Source organism: Bradyrhizobium macuxiense (assembly GCF_007993935.1).
GTDB classification, from domain to species: Bacteria; Pseudomonadota; Alphaproteobacteria; order Rhizobiales; family Xanthobacteraceae; genus Bradyrhizobium; species Bradyrhizobium macuxiense_A.
Map to the genome: position 1 here is coordinate 79,852 of NZ_VITY01000016.1, position 18,011 is coordinate 97,862.

17 protein-coding genes and 1 tRNA gene are annotated in these 18,011 nt (G+C 60.8%); 16 read left to right on the forward strand and 2 right to left on the reverse strand.

What is annotated here, in order from left to right:
• The first annotated feature begins 14 nt into the window (after positions 1-14).
• From FBZ93_RS33365 to FBZ93_RS41790, 6 genes are all read left to right on the forward strand, one after another.
• Entirely contained in the window at positions 15-893 is an 879-nt protein-coding gene (locus tag FBZ93_RS33365; RefSeq protein ID WP_146991669.1) for a DUF4238 domain-containing protein, read from the forward strand.
• Between the two features lie 219 nt (positions 894-1,112).
• Positions 1,113-1,403, forward strand: coding sequence for a hypothetical protein (locus FBZ93_RS33370; protein ID WP_146991670.1), 291 nt, complete (start codon positions 1,113-1,115; stop codon positions 1,401-1,403).
• Between the two features lie 310 nt (positions 1,404-1,713).
• On the forward strand, positions 1,714-2,541 hold the full coding sequence (locus FBZ93_RS33375; RefSeq protein ID WP_146991671.1) for a type IV toxin-antitoxin system AbiEi family antitoxin domain-containing protein: 828 nt from the start codon (positions 1,714-1,716) through the stop codon (positions 2,539-2,541).
• Entirely contained in the window at positions 2,538-3,521 is a 984-nt protein-coding gene (locus tag FBZ93_RS33380; RefSeq protein WP_146991672.1) for a nucleotidyl transferase AbiEii/AbiGii toxin family protein, read from the forward strand. The genes FBZ93_RS33375 and FBZ93_RS33380 overlap by 4 nt, the downstream gene beginning before the upstream one ends.
• 325 nt (positions 3,522-3,846) lie before the next feature.
• A complete protein-coding gene (locus tag FBZ93_RS33385; protein WP_146991673.1) occupies positions 3,847-4,371 on the forward strand; it encodes a hypothetical protein in 525 nt (174 codons plus the stop codon).
• 25 nt (positions 4,372-4,396) lie between these two features.
• Positions 4,397-4,522 carry a hypothetical protein gene (locus FBZ93_RS41790; protein ID WP_283810869.1) on the forward strand — a complete coding sequence of 42 codons (126 nt, stop codon included), beginning with the start codon at positions 4,397-4,399 and terminating at the stop codon, positions 4,520-4,522.
• Between the two features lie 243 nt (positions 4,523-4,765).
• On the opposite strand, the gene FBZ93_RS33390 is transcribed toward FBZ93_RS41790, so the two are convergent.
• Positions 4,766-4,841: transfer RNA gene (locus FBZ93_RS33390), tRNA-Ile, on the reverse strand.
• A 1,250-nt stretch (positions 4,842-6,091) separates the two neighbouring features.
• Here FBZ93_RS33390 and FBZ93_RS33400 point away from each other — a divergent pair.
• From FBZ93_RS33400 to FBZ93_RS33410, 3 genes are read left to right on the forward strand one after another with little or no spacing between them, the layout of a single operon-like run.
• Positions 6,092-7,141 (forward strand): aromatic ring-hydroxylating dioxygenase subunit alpha, encoded by a 1,050-nt coding sequence (locus tag FBZ93_RS33400; protein ID WP_146991674.1) that lies wholly within the window; start codon positions 6,092-6,094, stop codon positions 7,139-7,141.
• Positions 7,142-7,144: 3 nt separating this feature from the next.
• Entirely contained in the window at positions 7,145-7,897 is a 753-nt protein-coding gene (locus tag FBZ93_RS33405; RefSeq protein WP_146991675.1) for a GntR family transcriptional regulator, read from the forward strand.
• An 11-nt stretch (positions 7,898-7,908) separates the two neighbouring features.
• A complete protein-coding gene (locus FBZ93_RS33410) occupies positions 7,909-8,889 on the forward strand; it encodes a PDR/VanB family oxidoreductase (RefSeq protein WP_146991676.1) in 981 nt (326 codons plus the stop codon).
• A gap of 565 nt (positions 8,890-9,454) precedes the next feature.
• Here FBZ93_RS33410 and FBZ93_RS33420 read toward each other — a convergent pair.
• Positions 9,455-11,089, reverse strand: a complete 1,635-nt coding sequence (locus FBZ93_RS33420; protein ID WP_349643274.1) for an NEL-type E3 ubiquitin ligase domain-containing protein — start codon at positions 11,087-11,089, stop codon at positions 9,455-9,457.
• 783 nt (positions 11,090-11,872) lie between these two features.
• Here FBZ93_RS33420 and FBZ93_RS33425 point away from each other — a divergent pair.
• The 7 genes from FBZ93_RS33425 (at position 11,873) to FBZ93_RS33455 (ending at position 17,949) form a co-directional block, all read left to right on the forward strand.
• On the forward strand, positions 11,873-12,973 hold the full coding sequence (locus FBZ93_RS33425; RefSeq protein ID WP_146991678.1) for a hydrogenase small subunit: 1,101 nt from the start codon (positions 11,873-11,875) through the stop codon (positions 12,971-12,973).
• Between the two features lie 11 nt (positions 12,974-12,984).
• Positions 12,985-14,775, forward strand: coding sequence for a nickel-dependent hydrogenase large subunit (locus FBZ93_RS33430; RefSeq protein ID WP_146991679.1), 1,791 nt, complete (start codon positions 12,985-12,987; stop codon positions 14,773-14,775).
• Between the two features lie 22 nt (positions 14,776-14,797).
• Positions 14,798-15,517 carry a Ni/Fe-hydrogenase, b-type cytochrome subunit gene (gene cybH / locus FBZ93_RS33435; protein ID WP_146991772.1) on the forward strand — a complete coding sequence of 240 codons (720 nt, stop codon included), beginning with the start codon at positions 14,798-14,800 and terminating at the stop codon, positions 15,515-15,517.
• A gap of 12 nt (positions 15,518-15,529) precedes the next feature.
• Positions 15,530-16,114, forward strand: a complete 585-nt coding sequence (locus tag FBZ93_RS33440) for a HyaD/HybD family hydrogenase maturation endopeptidase (protein ID WP_146991680.1) — start codon at positions 15,530-15,532, stop codon at positions 16,112-16,114.
• A gap of 30 nt (positions 16,115-16,144) precedes the next feature.
• On the forward strand, positions 16,145-16,435 hold the full coding sequence (locus FBZ93_RS33445) for a HypC/HybG/HupF family hydrogenase formation chaperone (protein WP_146991773.1): 291 nt from the start codon (positions 16,145-16,147) through the stop codon (positions 16,433-16,435).
• A gap of 213 nt (positions 16,436-16,648) precedes the next feature.
• Complete coding sequence (locus FBZ93_RS33450) at positions 16,649-17,092, forward strand: hydrogenase accessory protein (protein WP_146991681.1); 444 nt, start codon at positions 16,649-16,651, stop codon at positions 17,090-17,092.
• Positions 17,089-17,949 carry a hydrogenase expression/formation protein gene (locus FBZ93_RS33455; RefSeq protein WP_146991682.1) on the forward strand — a complete coding sequence of 287 codons (861 nt, stop codon included), beginning with the start codon at positions 17,089-17,091 and terminating at the stop codon, positions 17,947-17,949. The genes FBZ93_RS33450 and FBZ93_RS33455 overlap by 4 nt, the downstream gene beginning before the upstream one ends.
• Positions 17,950-18,011: the final 62 nt, after the last annotated feature.

Below are 18,011 nucleotides of genomic sequence, written 5' to 3' on the forward strand. Positions count from 1 at the left end.
TAAGGATCTCTCTCATGAACACGACAAAGAAGCAGCACTTCATACCTGAAATGCTTTCAAAGCGCTTCGCCCGCCCGGACGGCAAATTCTTTTTCCATGATCGAAGATTGGACGACAATCTAATTCGGCCATCTACTCCAAATAATATTCTACACCAGCGCTATCTGTACTCGCCCGTGAACGCTGCAGGCGAGCGAGATTTTTCTCTTGAGGTGCGATATAGCCGCCTTGAAGCGGCGGCGAGTGAGCTTTTCGATCAAATTGAGCAGAAGCTCGATGCAGGAAAAAGTCCGGTTCTTTCGGCCCAGAGCCGTCGCTTGCTTGATCACTTCATCTATGAACAGTGGCGACGTGTGCCGGATATGCATGCGCGAGTACTGAACTACGAGACCTTTCGCTCGCGGATCGAGACTGCGATCGTGAACTACGAGCAAAGAAAGGGACCGTTGCCCGAGGACGAGAAGGCCCGTCTCATTGATAGCCTCGATAATCCAGACCTCCTGAAGGGGATCCCAGGGCGAGCCCTCAAGAAGTCAAGCGGCGAGGTGCTGAGGGCCTTTCAGGAAAAGTCACTGGTGATTGCTGAAGCTTCGCGCAATTCCGAGTACATAATCGGCAGCTCCAATGTTATAAAGACGTCCAATGGTCCGACGGACCTCCGCGATGCTTCCGTCGAAGTATGGTTGGCCTTTACGCCCCGATTTGCGGCAGTTCTCCTGGGGCGGGCGGACCTGCCGACCCGTGTACAAGTTAGCGCCGATCAAATTCATGATGTCAATCGCGAGGTCGCAGCAAAGAGTTCGATCATCGCGAGCAAGAATCTAACACTTATTCAGGCATTGAGGCCGGGAAGCGCTTTGCAGCAGCCCTCAAAGCCGGATAGTCGGGGCTGATCTCGCCCTGCACCGAGAAGCTTGCTCGTCAGATTAGTGTCATCGGCCCTCCGCCATTTGACGCCGATCCGTCATTTTCCTAGCTCCTCTGCAATTCGTCACTGCCAGGTCGGAAGATCGACTAGGCTCGTCGTGCTCCAGCAGGTCTTCCGGCTCCTGAGCGTGCCTTGCTCAAGCACTACTGCGGAACCGGCCGATGAGCCAAGAGGGGAGAGGGGAATGATGGCGATCGGCATGATCGCGATCGCCCGCGCCGTGGGCAATATGATCGGCACCGAAATGATCGGCGCCGATCTGCCAATGTCGGATGACATGCCGGTGCCGCCGAGCAGCAGCATCTGCATGTCGAGTGGGCTGAGAGGGCACCGCAGCGGGCGAGGGAGCCTCATCGACATGTCGACGAAGCCGCTATCACGGCTTCGGTGGACGCACGCAAGAAGTCCGCTGCTTGCCGTCAAGTTTGGCCGCTTCAGCCAAAGGCATTCGCGCGAGGCGGCGCCGGGCCATTGATCCGGAGTGTTCCCTGGTTAGCAGCAGCACAGAAACGGCCGGTGCGATCATGATCGTCACCGGCATTCGTGCCGCCAATCGTTGAGCGGCCGGCAGCGGCACCGGGGGTAATGCTGGCGGCGCATGATGGCGCCAGGTTTAGTTGCTGATTTGCGGGCTCATCTGAGACGGTGGTCGGTTGAGCATATCCCGGGCAATTCTGTTCGATGTAGATTTTGGGGTATTATATACCCTAAAATTAGCATTGAACTTACGATTTCTTGCGCAGTGCATGATTTGGGGTATAATATACCCCAAGGAGCGCGCCAAGATGGTAGGCCCGAAAGGGAAAGTTGAAAGGTTTCTATCTTCACACCCGGTCTTCACCCGGACCGAGTTTCGCAAAACCGTGTCTCCCGGCCAGCCGCTCTCGTCGTCGGACTCACTGCTTAAGTACCACGCCGCCTCTGGACGAATACGTCATGTCGCGCCGGGTGTGTATGCCTCCGTCCCGCCGCACCTGGATCCGGCGAACTTCCATCCCGACCGGATTCTGGTCGCATCGCGCATACGCGCCGATGGTGTCCTCGCGTACCACACCGCACTCGAACTGCACGGGCTCGCCTATTCGGAAAGCTCTCAGACCCAACTCCTAAGCAGAGGTCGCCCGGGCGAGATGAAAACGCTCGTTGGTCCCGTCAGGTTCGTCGCGCAACCCGCCTCGCTGCGCCGTCGCTCCGAGGAAATGTCCGGCACGATCACGATGGACCGCCGCGGTCTCGACGTTATCGCGACCGGCGTCGAGCGAACGCTTGTCGACTGCATCGAGCGCCCGGACCTGACCGGCGGTGTCGAGGAACTCGCAAACGCGCTCCACAGCGTTAAAGCGTTCGACGTCGGCAAATTCGCGAAGTTCGCGCTCGTTCGCGACAACCAGACGCTCGTCGGCGTGTGCGGTGCCTGGCTTGAGAGCCGGAAGGATGACCTCTTCGTCGACACGCAGGTACTAGACGAACTGAAGGGGGCCGCCCCGCCGGCACCGCGACCCGCGTTGGGAAGTGACGCCCAAGGTCATGCGAAGGAAGGCTGGAACGTCATCCTGCCTCCGGATTTCCTCAACCCGTCCTTCGAAGGGATGTCGCCGGAGATGATGCCGTGATCTCGATCGAACGCCTCGAAAAGATTGCCACCGACGTTTCCTTCCAACCGGCCTCGGTCGAGCGCGTCATCCGGTTGATCGATGTGCTCCACCAGATCGCGAACGACCGCGAGCTCGGAAAGCTGCTCGCACTCAAGGGCGGCACCGCGCTCAACTTGTTCTATCTCGCACTAGACCGACTTTCCGTCGACATCGATCTGAACTACGTCGGTGCCGCGGATAGGGAAGCCATGCTGCGGGATTCCGAGATCGTCAACAAGCGACTTCCCGCGCTTCTGCAGAGCAAGGGGTACGAAATCGGCCGCGATCCTTCTGGCGAACACGCCGGCGGCAAGTGGCGCTTCAGGTACGTCTCGGCCTATCAGCGCCCGGGCACGCTGGAAGTGGACGTGAACTACCTCTTCCGGACACCGTTCTTCGGCTGGGAAAGGCTGAATTCCGCAAAGCTCGGCGACTACGAAGCGAAGAACGTCGGCGTGGTCGACCTCCACGAAATTGCCGCCGGCAAGATCGTCGCCTTGGTGGCCCGGCGGGCGTCGCGCGATCTGTACGACGCCTGGAGGCTGCTGCAGAACGAAAACATCGACTGGACGCAAGTTAAGGTCGGAGCGCTTGCGATCGGCGCCGCCTCCAGGGATCTGGATTGGCGCACGGTGTCGCTGAAGGACTACAAATACGATCTCAACGACCTGAACAACAAGCTGCTGTCCGTGGTCAAGAACGGCATGTTTGACGCGGAGGGCGGCCCGCAGAAATGGTGCGACCGGATCCTAGCGGAATGTCAAGAAAAACTGGCGCCGCTCTTCAAGCACGATGACGGAGAGCTGGCCTTCCTCGACGCGCTCTATGACCGCGGAAACATCGAAGTCGATACGCTTCCTGCGAACGACGATGTGAAAAAACGCATCGAAGCCTTTCCTGCGCTCCGGTGGAAAGCGCAACATATCGCGCAGCACTTGGGCCGGAAGCCCGGCATCTGACTTACGAACCAGACGTCACCACGCCCCTGTCGAGGCTAGGGATCCCTCTCCAAGCCGACGATCCGCTGACTAACTCGTTCGCCACGGTCCGCGTTATGCGTGATCGTTAAATTTTGAAACGTCGCGACGAGAAATAGCTCCGGTTCATATCGCCGAACAGAATCCGTTGCTTTCGAACCAATGGCTCCCGCGATTTCGAAGGATTCGTTGACGAAGAATCGACGGATGTCCCGTCGGGGTCCCGGCATTCTGTTTTGGCTCATCATCCGCTAAGTCTGAAGAAGGTGCCATCCCAGGCCCTTCGAGGGCCGGCGTCGCGACCGTCGTGGAGGTTTGGCAGGCTTGCACGAACAAAGTAGGCTACAATGGCAGCCTGACCGAGAAGCGAGATTTTCTGGCACGAACCGCGAAGGGCAGTGGACTAGCCTTTGCCGGCAACGCCACTGCGGCAGAGTTAGATGCCGTTCGCGCGGTGCGACGCGCAGTTTGCGAGCGGGCCCGTCAAGCCAGGCATCGAGCTGAACGGAACGACGGCTACAAAGGCCTATTGAGCAGGCGCCTGGCTCTCAGAACATATGACAGTGCCTTCCGCGTCCCGCTGTCGGACTACGAACGGTGGCTACCGCAGCAAACGGCCGAAGCGTTCAAACTGTACGGTCAAGAGGGTATGCCGCTCGTCGTGATCGAAAACGAGGCTTTCGATCTGGTCCCATCGTTGGACGATCGGGAGCTTGCGGACCTAGTCTACCAACTGGACCACGATGTCCTGCGCGCACAGAAAGAGCCCGACGACCGGTCGCTAGACCAGGTATTGGAACGACTGGCGGAGTTGGACAGCAGTCAGGGCTAGACTCCCAATTGACGGTAAGCTGACGATGATCATCATCTTCGGCGCCGTAAGCATGCTGCCCGACAGCATCACCACCATGCTGATGATCATTGGCATCATGAGCATCGTCGGCAGTGCCGACGGCCGCGGCCAACAGCACCAGCACCAGTAGGTATCGAACTTGCTTCGCGCCGCCGATGCAGGCATCAGCGTCAGCGCTTGCTGGCCGCACGAGATTCCGCGCCAAGGATTTACGCTTACGGCAGAATCTTTGCGGCGTTAATGTTGGCCTTTGCTGATTTTGTGTTTCGCAGCAACATCTTACAGAATCGCGTCGTTCGGATGGTCCGGAATCGAGTCGCTCTTATGGCCCAAGCGAGTCGTTCTTAAAGTGGACCAACATACTTGAAGCCACTGGTGGGCCCGGCAGGACTCGAACCTGCAACCAGACCGTTATGAGCGGCCGGCTCTAACCATTGAGCTACAGGCCCCGCCGCCTGGCGGGCCGCATGATGCGGCCGGCAACGGTGCGGGCCCCGTTTACAGGCTGCGTCGGGTTTCGGCAATCTCCGACCCACGGTTCAGCAACGCAGGATCACGATTTCACAAATCCTCGTTGGTAATTCGAGCACCAAGCCGTTGAACCAAGCTGTTGAAATTCGCTGGGAGCTCGACTGATGCCTTCGACTTTCGGGACGTTGTTCGCGATCTCAGTATCGGCCAGCCCCTTCGACTTAGCCGACTGAATTGCCTTTCGGTACGTAGTGTATCCGGTAGATAAAAGCTGTCTGCGATCGTCGACACGACGCCCTCACAACCCAATTTGCATGCGTGTGAGAACATCTCCGGCCCGTCGACTTCGAAGCTCTCACTGAACTGGATGGCGGTGCCGACGATCAGCTTCTTCAGTACAGCTTTGCGCTCCCGCAGCGGCAGCTTCGCAGATCTCGGCCGCTTAGAGGTTTCAAGCTCTCGCTCGAAGCGCTCATGGATCGCCTGCGGTCTTTCGACGCCGCTAATCGGCGCTTTCCTTCCTGACCCTGCAGGCACGCATAAGCGTCGACAGTTGATGCTGCCTCCAAGTTCCCATGCCGTTTGGACCCCCCTGGCGCGGGCGGCGCCGAGACAAATAGCCCTTGCTGCTTAGGGATGTCGAAAATTGCCTCCTCAATGTTCGCTATCCCCCTCCGAGAGCGCGCTTCTCTATGATGACCGCACGCTGGCGCCGCCGTTCGCAGCGCACCTGTCACCCTGGAGCTCTCAAATGCCTGATCCGATGGCCGGCCTATCCCCGCGCTTCCTGCGTACACCGGAGGGGGAGCTCGCGGCCCGTTTTGAAAATTGGCCGATCGCATCGAAGCGCTCGAACAGATCGCCACGCTCTACATGATCGAAACGACGTGCGGCGGGATGAGCGCGAGCCAGTGCCCCGTGCGCCAAGGACCCAGCCCCTGGGTGGCGTTGCTTATGGGCTAGCTGCTCGACGAACGGTTTGCGCAACTTCGCCAAGGCAAAGCTCGCCGAGGAGAACCGGTACGGTCTGAAACCACTGGGCCGGGCTTTCCTCCTCTCCGGACGCGCGCGATCACATTTGCCGGAATGATGTATACAAATGATCCATAGAAATCATCAATATTTGGGATATTGTCGCCTGTTTCCGACGAAATATACTCATATTCACCGCGCACTTTCGCCACATGTATACTGTACGTATCCTCGACGCGAGGGAAGGAGCGAGCGAATGGGTCACTGTTTTCCGATGAATGCTTGGTATGCCGCCGCTTGGGACGCCGACGTGAAACAGGCGCTATTGCCGCGCACGATTTGCGGCAAGCACATCGTGATGTATCGCCGCAGCAACGGTGAGGTGGCTGCACTGGAGGATGCCTGTTGGCATCGACTGGTGCCGCTCTCAAAAGGTCGGCTTGAGGGCGACACTGTCGTCTGCGGCTATCATGGGCTAAAGTTCAGCGCGCAGGGCCGCTGCACCTTCATGCCCTCGCAAGAGACGATCAACCCGTCCGCCTGCGTGCGTGCCTATCCTGTCGTCGAGCGCCATCGTTTCATCTGGTTGTGGATGGGCGATCCGGCGCTGGCTGACCCAGGGCTGGTGCCCGACATGCACTGGAACGACGATCCTGCTTGGGCCGGCGACGGCAAGACCCTTCACCTCAAATGCGACTATCGTCTGGTTGTAGACAATCTCATGGACCTGACGCACGAAACCTTCGTGCACGGTGCCAGCATCGGCAATGCCGCCATCGCTGAAGCGCCGTTCGACGTCACTCATGGCGAGATGACCGCCACCGTGACGCGCTGGATGAGGGGGATTGCTCCGCCGCCATTCTGGGCCAAGCAACTGCAAAAGCCTGGCCCGGTGGACCGCTGGCAAATCATTCGTTTCGCGGCGCCGTGCACCATCAATATCGACGTCGGTGTTGCGCCCGCCGGAACCGGCGCGCCCGAAGGCGATCGCTCGGCCGGCGTCAACGGGATTGTTCTCAACACCATCACGCCCGAGACGGAAACGAGCTGCCACTATTTCTGGGCATTTGTGCGCAATTATCGGTTGGGCGAACAGCGCCTGACCACCGAACTCCGCGAAGGCGTTTCCGGCATCTTCCGCGAGGACGAGCTCATTCTCGAGGCGCAGCAGCGCGCGATCGACGAAAACCCCGATCGAATTTTCTACAACCTCAATATCGATGCGGGCGCGATGTGGGCGCGCCGCCTGATTGATCGCATGATCGAGGCGGAAAATCCGCCGCCACATCGGCAGGCTGCGGAGTAGGGCATGGCCGAGCGAGACAGTGATCGCTCCGTCTCACAGACCGTGCGCGCGCAGCTCCGCCTGCGCGATCTGATCCTGTCGGGCGATCTGCGGCCTGGCGAGCGGATCTCCGAATTGCAGGCAGTGGAAACGACCGGCGCCTCGCGCACCCCGGTACGAATGGCGCTGGTTCGGCTGGAGGAGGAAGGGCTTCTCGAAGCGATCCCTTCCGGCGGCTTCACGGTGAAGGCGTTCTCCGAGCGAGATGTCCTGGACTCGATCGAACTGCGCGGCACGCTGGAAGGTCTGGCCGCGCGCTTTGCTGCCGAGCGCGGGGTCTCGTCGCGCGATCTCGAGCCACTGAAAGGATGTCTCGACGAGATCGACGGCCTGGTGCAGCAGGATCGGATCTCGATCGAGGCCTTCTCCTCCTACGTCACGCTGAATGCGCGATTTCATGCGCTATTGACCGAACTGTCGCGCAGCCCGCCCCTGATCCGGCAGATCGATCGCGCGTCCGCGCTGCCATTTGCCTCGCCAAGCGGCTTTGTCATGACCCAATCAGAACTGCCGCAGGCGCACGAGACGCTCTTGATTGCGCAAGATCAACACCGTGTCGTGATCGACGCAATCGAAAATCGCGAGGGTGCGCGGGCCGAGGCGATCATGCGCGAGCACGCGCGGCTGGCGTCGCGCAATTTGCGGCTGGTGCTCAAGAACAAGACGTATTTTGACCTGCTGCCGGGGCTGGCGCTGATCAGGACCGCAGGCGATTAAAGGAGGAGCGCATGCGCTTCATCGAGACCTGGACTCCCGCAACCCTGATTGCGACTCGCGATCTGACTTCTTCCATCCGCGAGTTCCTGATCAGGCCGGAAAGTTTCGACGGTGCGGCCTACCCGGTCGGCAGTCATATTGATGTCGCCGTCACCGTCGATGGCCGCCCCGAGACGCGGTCCTACTCGCTGATCGGTGAAGCCGACCGCGCCGGCTACCGTATCGCGGTGCGGCGTGCGGAGGATTCCCGCGGCGGCTCGCACTATATGTGGTCGCTCGCGCCCGGGGCGCGGCTGACCATCACATTGCCGAGCTCGCTGCTGCCAATCGACTGGGCGCGCCGGCATTATTGCCTGATCGCCGGCGGCATCGGCATCACGCCGCTGATTGGGGCCGCACAGGCGCTCGCCCGCCGCAAAGCCGAATTCACGTTGCATTATGCGGTACGTTCGCGTGAAGATGCCGTCTATCTGGACGTTCTGGGTACCTTGCTAAACGAGCGCCTCGTTGTCCATGCAGGCGATGAAGGGCGCCGGCTCGATCTCGACTCGTTGTTCGCCTCGCTGCCGCCTGATGCCATGCCGCTGTTTTGCGGCCCGATGCGGATGCTTGATGCTGCGCGCCGGGCCTGGACCGGCGCGGGGCGTGCGTTGTCCGACCTGCGCTACGAGACCTTCGGTTCGAGCGGCTTGCTGCCGACCGAAGATTTCCGGGTGCGCCTCGCGGACCGCGGCATCGAGCTTGAGATTCCGCGCGATCGCTCAATGCTGGATGCGCTCAATGCGGCTGGTTATGAGGTCATTTCGGATTGCCGGCGCGGCGAGTGTGGCGTCTGCGCCGTCGACCTCGTCCATATCGACGGTGAGGTTGACCATCGTGACGTCTTCTTCAGCGAGAATCAGAAGCGCGCTAACGAGAAGATCTGCGCATGTGTCTCGCGCGCCCGCGGCACCATCACGGTCGATATGCTGCATCGCCCGGACGCGGTCTAGGCTCGCCACAACGCCTTCCACGACAACAGTCGTGGTTTCGCGGCGGGCCGCCGCGGCCGGCAGCAGAGTGGCCTTGCCGTTGAGGGGGCTCGCCACTACGGCCGCGGGGTCTACTCCTGAGGATCCTGGGCTCTCGGCCTATGAGCGGCATCCGGTGACGTATTGGCGCCTGCTTGTTGGCGCCTGCTTGATGCTGGGGCCGAATGCGCCGGCCGGAAAGAAGACCTCGGATTGTCCCGCGCAGCTCTTTGGATCGCGAACCGGTAGCGCAGCCCGCACCGTCTTCGACACGAGAAAAATGGATGGCGGACCACGGCTGCCGCAATTTGTCTCCCGGCGGAGCTGCCAAGTGGGAATAGCCTCTCGTCTGGATCGTGCGACCGAGAACGATTGTCTCCCCTGTGTGATGTGATGTGATCGCCCGCGCGCATCACGCAATGCAAAATTGACGACGACGTCTTCGCCGGATGGCCCATCCGGCGCGCGGGGCCTCCGAAACGATCACGATCGCAGCGAGGTCGCTTGCAAACAGGGTTGGTGGCCCCTCGCAAGCGAACGGCGCGCTTCACAGCGCGAGGCCACGGTCCCCAAGCACCCGGCTCGTTAGCTCGCCCTTGATTTCGCAGGCGATTTCCTTTGTGATCACGGCTCCGAGCTGCAGTTTGGCATCGGCGTCGTCGGTCAGGTCAAGATCGGCGAGCCGTTGCCTCAGGCGGCTCTCGAACTCCTCGCCCATGGCATCGATCAGCCGGTCCCGCGTCTCTTCATAGGCGTCGGGCGCGATGCGCCTCACCACCTTGTCCCACGGGATCCAGCCTGTTGCGAGAAAGTCGGCGAACCCCGCCGCCTCCTCATTGCGCACCTGCGTCTCGGCCGCAGAGAGGTCGTCCTCAGTGACGTAGGCGACATCGAAGAAGCGCATGTCCGGGGCGATGTGCCGTAGCTCCAGCCGCTCGCGCAGCTTGACCTGGTAGGCAAGATGGACCTCGAGCTCATCGACGAAACTGAGCGAGCGGACCTTCTCGTGGGCGATTGCCTCCAGCGCCTTCAGGCGGAACACGACGCGGCCGTGCTGGACGAGTTCGTCGAGCCGCTCGTCATAGGCGCCCTCCTTGACATCAGCTTCCAGCCGTGCGGTCTGCATGCCATTCCATGTCCAAGTGATGCGATCTTCGCAGGTCTCGCTCGCTCCTAACGCGAGCCGGAAGTATTTCTTGCGCAATCGCGCCCTGATCGCCGCCTGCCGCAGATCGTCAGCCACCGCCTGCCGGAATGCGCCATTGCTATAGCTCACGGTGTGCTGCAGCCTGTCGAGGAAGCCCGCGTATTCCTGCGCGCCCGGCTCATCAGTGAAGGTCTGCCAAGCGGCCACCACCTCAGTCTCGCCGTCCAGCCAGTCCGCGACTATCTCGGGCAGAGGCCGCGGCTGAGCTTGCTCCGATCCTCCGCCGATTGAGAAGTAGACGTGCGGGCCGGTATAGCCCGGCGCATTGCCGGCTGCCGCCAGATTGGTCCGTACCCGCTCGGACAGCGGGTTACCCACCAGATCTACGACGCAGTCAGGGCCCAATCGTGTCAGCAGCGTCTCGGGCAGGCTGGTCAGCTGGTTGTTGCTCGCGTCGAGAAATTCGAGCCCGGCCGGGAGGCGTGCCGGCAGATTGGTCAGCCGGTTGTGGCTGGCGTTGAGCTCCTGAAGCGTTGCCGGAAGGTTATCGGGCAGATTGGTCAGCTGGTTGCCCTGGACGTTCAGGCGCAGCAGCCCGGCTGGGAGGGTGGCGGGCAGGTTGTTCAGCTGGTTGCGCATGGCGTAGAGCAGCCGGAGGCCGGCCGGAAGCGGATCCGGCAGGCTGGTCAACCGATTGTCGCTGGCTGCGAGCACCAAGAGATCGCTCGGAAGGGGATTGGGCAGGCTGGTCAGCTGATTGCCCCAGACGCTCAGGCGCTGGAGCGCGGCGGGGAAGGCGGCGGGCAAGGCTGTCAGGGACAGCAATGAGAGATCCAGCGGCGCATGGGCCGCGGCCGCGTCAAGCCAGGTTCTCGTTCGTCTTACAGCCTCTTGCAGATTGTCCTGTTCGCCCTGTCCCTCTTCGGCAGCCCAGCCCTCCAGGACCTGGTCCTGCGATGTCTCGCGAGCAGCCCGTGCTTCCCGGTTCGTCGGATCGCGGGCGGGGCCGGCGACAGAGGAACGTGTCCTGGTCAAAGCCCCGACCCACTGCGTCGCGGCCCGGGTGAGGCCGCATAGGCAGCCTTGCTGTTGGTCTCGTTCGGAAGATTCAGGAGTAACGCCGTCCCCCGGCTGGTACTGTCCTGGGTTCATCAATGCCGTCTCTTCGGTCGGCAAATCAGGCAATGCGCCGGAGCGGCGCTTCTTTCAGGACCGTATCCTGCAATTTTGCTTGGCTTCAACCCCGCGTTGGTCAGGATCAATCGAGCAAGCCTCATTGTAAACTCCTGACCCCGTGACGTTTGCTGCGTCGTTCAACTGCAGAGTCTTCTTCAGCAATCGGCGTGCCGCACGCGAAAGTGTTGCAGCCGTGCCTAACGAACGAAAAACAACCCCTCGCCGCTACAGCGGCGGAACGATCGTGCTGCTTGGTGCGGTTTCTCACATCGGCGTTTCAAATCAGACAGGAATGGCACGAAAGAATGGGCGACCGCTTGTCCATCGTACAGGACTTGAACATCATGCTCGAGCATGACGTGCCTTCCTGCGACCTCACGACCGAGTGCTCGTCATGGGTGCATCACCGGGCATCGTGCGCTTTGTAGCATCGACGCTTCGTGCGGGCGTTCGCGGACGTCGCGAGCACCGTCATCTGGTTGCGGGGCAAATCGTTTGTCAGCTAGCGCAGGGCTCGCCAGTCTCACCGCAATTGGCAGAGGGACGGGGTAATATCTTTCAGTGCCCAGTGCGATTGGCCTGCTTCTTGCTATCCGAACGTCGGTAATTCGTCACAGCCGATAACAGATCACTGGAGGGGCGATGGGCGCGGCAACGGAGACGTTCTACAATGTGATCAGACGTCAGGGTATCACGCGTCGCGGCTTCTTCAAATTCTGCAGCTTGACGGCAGTGAGCCTCGGGCTCGGCCCGCTTGGGCCAAGCCATATTGCCAACGCGCTCGAGACCAAGCCGCGTATGCCCGTGATCTGGATGCATGGGCTCGAATGCACCTGCTGCTCGGAGAGCTTTATCCGCTCGGCCCATCCATTGGTCAAAGACGCGGTGCTGTCGATGATTTCGCTCGATTATGACGATACCATCATGGCGGCGGCAGGACATCAGGCCGAAGCCATCCTTGAGGAGACCCGCGCCAAGTACAAAGGCCAGTATGTGCTTGCCGTCGAAGGTAACCCACCGCTGAACGAAGACGGAATGTTCTGCATTGATGGCGGCAAGCCGTTCGTCGAAAAGCTCAGGTCGATGGCAGACGATTGCATGGCGATCATCGCTTGGGGCACTTGTGCGTCCTGGGGCTGCGTGCAGGCGGCCAAGCCGAACCCGACAAGGGCTGTGCCGATCGATAAGGTGATCACGAACAAGCCGATCATCAAGGTGCCCGGCTGCCCGCCGATCGCTGAGGTCATGACGGGCGTCGTGACCTTCATCACCACGTTTGGAAAACTTCCCGAGCTCGACCGCCAGGGGCGGCCAAAGATGTTCTATTCCCAGCGCATCCACGACAAGTGCTATCGGCGTTCCCATTTCGATGCCGGCCAATTTGTCGAGGAGTGGGACGACGAGGGCGCGCGCAAGGGCTATTGCCTCTACAAGATGGGCTGCAAGGGACCGACCAGCTACAACGCCTGCTCGACCGTTCGCTGGAACGGCGGCATTTCCTTCCCGATTCAGTCCGGTCACGGCTGCTTCGCCTGCGCTGAAGACGGCTTTTGGGACAGGGGCTCGACTTATGACTACCTCACGACCATCAAGCAATTCGGCATCGAGAAGAACGCCGATCAAATCGGCATGGCAGCTGCCGGCGTGGCCGGTCTTACCGTTGCCGCGCATGCGGCGGTCACAGCCGCGAAGCGGCTCACCCTTAAACGGGATGGCGCAGCTCAGGACAATCATCGAGGCTAGGGGCGGACAAGGTGGGCGTGAAGACACCCAATGGGTTCAAGCTCGATGGGTCCGGCAAGCGCGTTGTCGTCGATCCGCTAACTCGGATCGAAGGTCATCTGCGTGTCGAGGTCAACCTCGATTCGGACAACGTGATCCGCAATGCGGTCTCGAGCGGAACGATGTGGCGCGGTATCGAAACCATTCTGCGCGGGCGCGATCCGCGCGACGCTTGGGCTTTTACCGAGCGGATTTGCGGCGTTTGCACCGGCACCCATGCGCTCACCTCCGTCCGCGCGGTCGAGAATGCGCTTGGCATCACGATTCCGGAGAATGCCAACTCGATACGCAACATCATGCAGCTCTGCCTGCAGGTCCATGATCATCTCGTGCATTTTTATCACCTGCACGCGCTGGATTGGGTCGACGTGGTCTCAGCACTCAAGGCCGATCCCAAAGCGACCTCGAGGCTGGCGCAGTCGGTCTCGTCCTGGCCGCTTTCATCACCGGGCTATTTCAAGGATCTGCAGATCAGGCTCACAAAGTTCTTCGATTCAGGGCAGCTCGGCCCGTTCAAGAATGGCTATTGGGGGCATCCGGCCTACAAGCTTGCGCCGGAAGCGAACCTCATGGCCGTGGCGCATTATCTGGAAGCGCTCGATTTCCAAAAGGAGATCGTCAAGATCCACGCCGTCTATGGGGGCAAGAACCCGCATCCGAACTGGCTGGTTGGCGGCATGCCCTGCGCGATCAATGTCGATGGCACCGGTGCAGTGGGTGCAATCAACATGGAGCGGCTCAACCTGGTGTCCTCGATCATCGACCGTTCGATCGAGTTCGTCGAAAAGGTATATCTGCCCGACGTTGCGGCGATCGGCTCAGTCTACAAAGACTGGCTCTATGGCGGCGGTTTGTCGGCCAAGAGCGTGATGTCCTATGGCGACATCCCCGAAACCGCCAACGACTATTCCGCGACCAGTCTCAAGCTGCCGCGCGGCGTCATCCTTGATGGCAATCTCAAGGAGGTCTTGCCGATCGATCACGGTGATCCCGAGCAGATCCAGGAATTCGTCGCGCACTCCTGGTACAAGTACTCCGACGAGTCCGGCGGGCTGCATCCCTGGGATGGCGTCACTGAGCCGAATTTCCAGCTCGGGGCCAAGTTCAAGGGTACGAGGACCGACATCAGGGAACTCGACGAGGGCGGCAAGTATTCCTGGATCAAGGCGCCGCGCTGGCGCGGCAACGCTGTCGAGGTAGGACCGCTGGCGCGATACATCATAGGTTATGCGCAAGGCAAAGCCGAATTCAGGGATCCGACCGACAGACTGCTCAAGACGCTCGATCTTCCGGTGACGGCGCTTTTCTCGACGCTCGGCCGCACCGCAGCGCGCGCACTCGAATGCCAGTGGGCGGCGCATCAGCTGCGCTATTTCCAGGACAAGCTGGTGGCCCACATCAAGGCGGGTAACACTTCAACGGCCAACACGAGCAAGTGGAAGCCGGAAAGCTGGCCAAGGGAGGCCAAGGGATACGGTTTCACCGAGGCACCGCGAGGCGCGCTCGGCCACTGGATCAAGATCAAGGACACCAGGATCGACAACTACCAGTGCGTCGTGCCGACGACCTGGAACGGTTCGCCGCGGGATCCCAAGGGCAATATCGGCGCATTTGAAGCCTCGCTGATCGATACGCCGATGGCCGATCCAGAGAAGCCGCTGGAGATTTTACGCACCATCCATTCCTTCGATCCGTGCCTGGCGTGCTCGACCCACGTGATGAGCCCGGACGGCCAAGAAATGGCTTCGGTCAAGGTTCGATAGGGAGGCTGCCGTGCTGGACAAGATGCCGCAAGCCGTTACCATCCGTATTGCCAACGATGCGGCACGGCGTGATCGCAGCGTCGAGCGAGATGTCGTCTATCCCTATGAACTGCCGCTGCGGTTGTGGCATTGGGTCAATGCGGCAGCCATTCTGGTCTTGGGCATAACCGGCTACTTCATCGGGACCGGGACAGAGGTAACGCCGGGAGAGGCAAGCGACAATTTTCTGTTCGGCTATGTCCGTTTTGCGCATTTCTCCGCAGGCTATGTGCTCGCGATCGGCTTCCTGCTGCGCATCTATTTGGCCTTGGTGGGAAACTCCCATGCAAGGCAGATCTTCTACGTGCCGATTTGGCGGCGGTGCTTTTGGAGTGAGCTCTGGCGCGCGGTGCGCTGGTACGCCTTGCTTGCAGCCGAGCCGGAGAAACATCTCGGGCACAATCCGCTAGCCCAGCTCGCGATGTTCTTCATGTTTACGCTGACGACCGTGTTCATGATCGTTACAGGCTTTGCACTTTATGCGCAGGGCTCCGGCAACGACAGCTGGCAGTATAAGTTGTGCGGCTGGGTGTTTGCGATCTGGCCGAATAGTCAGGACGTTCATACCTGGCACCGTCTTGGCATGTGGGTGATCGTGTGCTTTGCGCTCGTCCACATCTACGCGGCGATCTGGGAAGATGTCATGTCGCGCCGGAGCAGCATTTCCTCCCTGATTTCGGGCGAGCGCGAATTCCGTGATTGATTGAGGATGCCGATGCTGACCCCGCAGAACCCAGAACGGATCCTGGTGCTCGGCATCGGCAACATCCTGTGGGCCGACGAGGCATTCGGCGTGCGGGTGGTGGAAGAGTTCCACCGCCGCTACGCCGTCCCTGACAACGTCACCGTCCTCGATGGCGGTACGCAGGGACTCTATCTGGTCAATTTTCTCGAGGAAGCCGACTACTTGATTGTGTTCGATGCCATCGACTATGGACTTGCGCCCGGTCAGTTGAAGCTCGTGCGAGACGACGAGGTGCCGAGGTTCACCGCCGCCAAGAAGATGAGCCTGCATCAGACCGGCTTTCAGGAGGTCTTAAGTGCGGCCGAGCTGCTTGGCCGCTGCCCGCGAGAGCTCGCGCTCATCGGCTGTCAGCCGATGGATCTGGAGGATTGGGGCGGGCCGCTGACCGCTCCGGTGCGCACCCAGATTGCGCCCGCGATCGAACTGGCTTGCGAACTGTTGATGCAGTGGGGGGCGCCGGCAAGACGTCGGACCGCGCCGTTGCCTAGCTCGGAACGTCTGCTCGCGAACGATATCGACCATGCAAACTATGAGATGAGGGCGAGGCCGATCTAGCGGCTCGCAGGTTACGATGTGCTGGTTACAATGTGCCTTGGCCTGCCAATGACGATTATTGAGACCGACGGCATCCGGGCCCTGTGCGAGTATGGCACTGAAAAGCGGTTCGTCTCGGTCATGCTGCTGTCCAAGCCGCCGGTCGGCGCCAAGGTGCTGGTCCATATCGATACCGCGGTGCGGGTCCTGGAGGACGATGAGGCGCGGCTGATCGCAGAGGCGCTCGACGGCCTCGATGCGGCCCTCAATGGCCACGACTGCGATCGCTTCTTTGCGGACTTGATCGGTCGCGAGCCGCTTCTGCCCGAGCACCTCCGCTAGCCGGCGTCGCCCGCCGTCCTGCCCATTTGCGATTGTTCAACTCGCCATTGTTCACGGATAGCATGCGTCGTGCCGAAACAAGCTCTGCGCCGAGGATCTCAAGCGGCTTTGCACTGCTGATCCGAGCGGAACGCAAAACTGCGACGAAACGGTGATTGGCACACACCTTGCTAACACCCCATCCCGTGGACCGCGACGATAGAAAGGAGCCTGATGGGTTTTCAGTCGGGAAAGCATGATCTGACGTGGCTCGGCCTGATCGAAGCCGTGACCGCAAGCATCGACGCGCCGCTGGCCGTGGCCCTTCTTTTGGGGACGATCGCGGTGCTGCTGTCGGCTGGCGATCCCTTAACCTGGATCGAGGCGATCCACGTCACAGTCTCGCCTTCTGAATTGTTCCAGGCGTTTCAGCGGCGCGTGGTCGGCATGGTGACTGCCCGATACGCTGAAGGCAGGCTGGCCAAGCGGTTCGGCCTGCGCGTCCAGTCGACGCTGATCCTGTGGCTCCAGGGTGAGACGCATGGCCCGATCGTCGAGACCGAGGTCTGGAAAATCTGTACCAGCCGCATCTTCCGACTGATTGATCACCTGCGCGAAGGCGTGTCTGTCGTCAAGAACGTCATTCCTCAGCCTGCACGAGCAAACGTCGCATCATGAAAGCAGGTTTTTCCTTTGCGCAAGGCGCCGAGCATCCGCTGGGCGTGCTTCCGACTGAAGCGGAAAGCCTCGAGGCAGGCCATAACGGGCCGACGATTGCTGCCGCGCTCGCCAAGCTCGCTTCGCTCGATGGCGTCGAGCTGGCAAGGAATTGTCCGAATGCCGTCGCACTGTTGTCAAACGTCGCCGCTGCCGTTGCCGGCCAGAAGAGCGCCGCACAAACGCAGCTGTTCAGGCTTGCTAATCTCAGCGATCTTGAGCGCAAGCTGATTGCCGACGTGCTTGGGAGGGGCGAAATCGCCGGCGTCGTCGCGCTGCCGGATGGCTCCGTGGCACAGATCCAGGAATCGGTGCTTGCGGGAATCTGGCGCGTGCGCATCGGGGCCGACCCGGCGCACGAATATATCGAAGTTGGCGCGATACCACAGATCGTGCGGCGCGCGGCAACCGACCTGACGGCGACTGATCTTACGATCAATGCGGCGCCGGAAGGCGCGATGAACGTGCTGCCGGTGCTCGCGGAAATCCGTGAACGGGCGCTGGCCTGGCGGCCCGGCATGCGCGCTCACATCATCAATTTCACACTCCTGCCGATGAGCCCGGTCGACCGGGCGTTTCTGCAGCAAAGCGTCGGCAACGGGCCGATCCTGCTCACCTCGCGCGGCTACGGCACGTGCCGCGTGCAGGCGACCGGCATCCAAAACGTCTGGTCGGTGCAGTTCTTCAACTCCATGGACAGCATCATCCTAAATACGCTTGAGGTTGGCGGCGTGCCGACGGTTGCGTTGGCAGCCGACGAGGACTTCGAGGATTCCGGCGAACGCATGCAGGAAATCATCGAGGCTTACTTCAAATGACGGGCCTCGTGAATTTTGCCGTCCGGCAGTCTCTCGGAGACGACGCGCGCATGGGGTGCGGC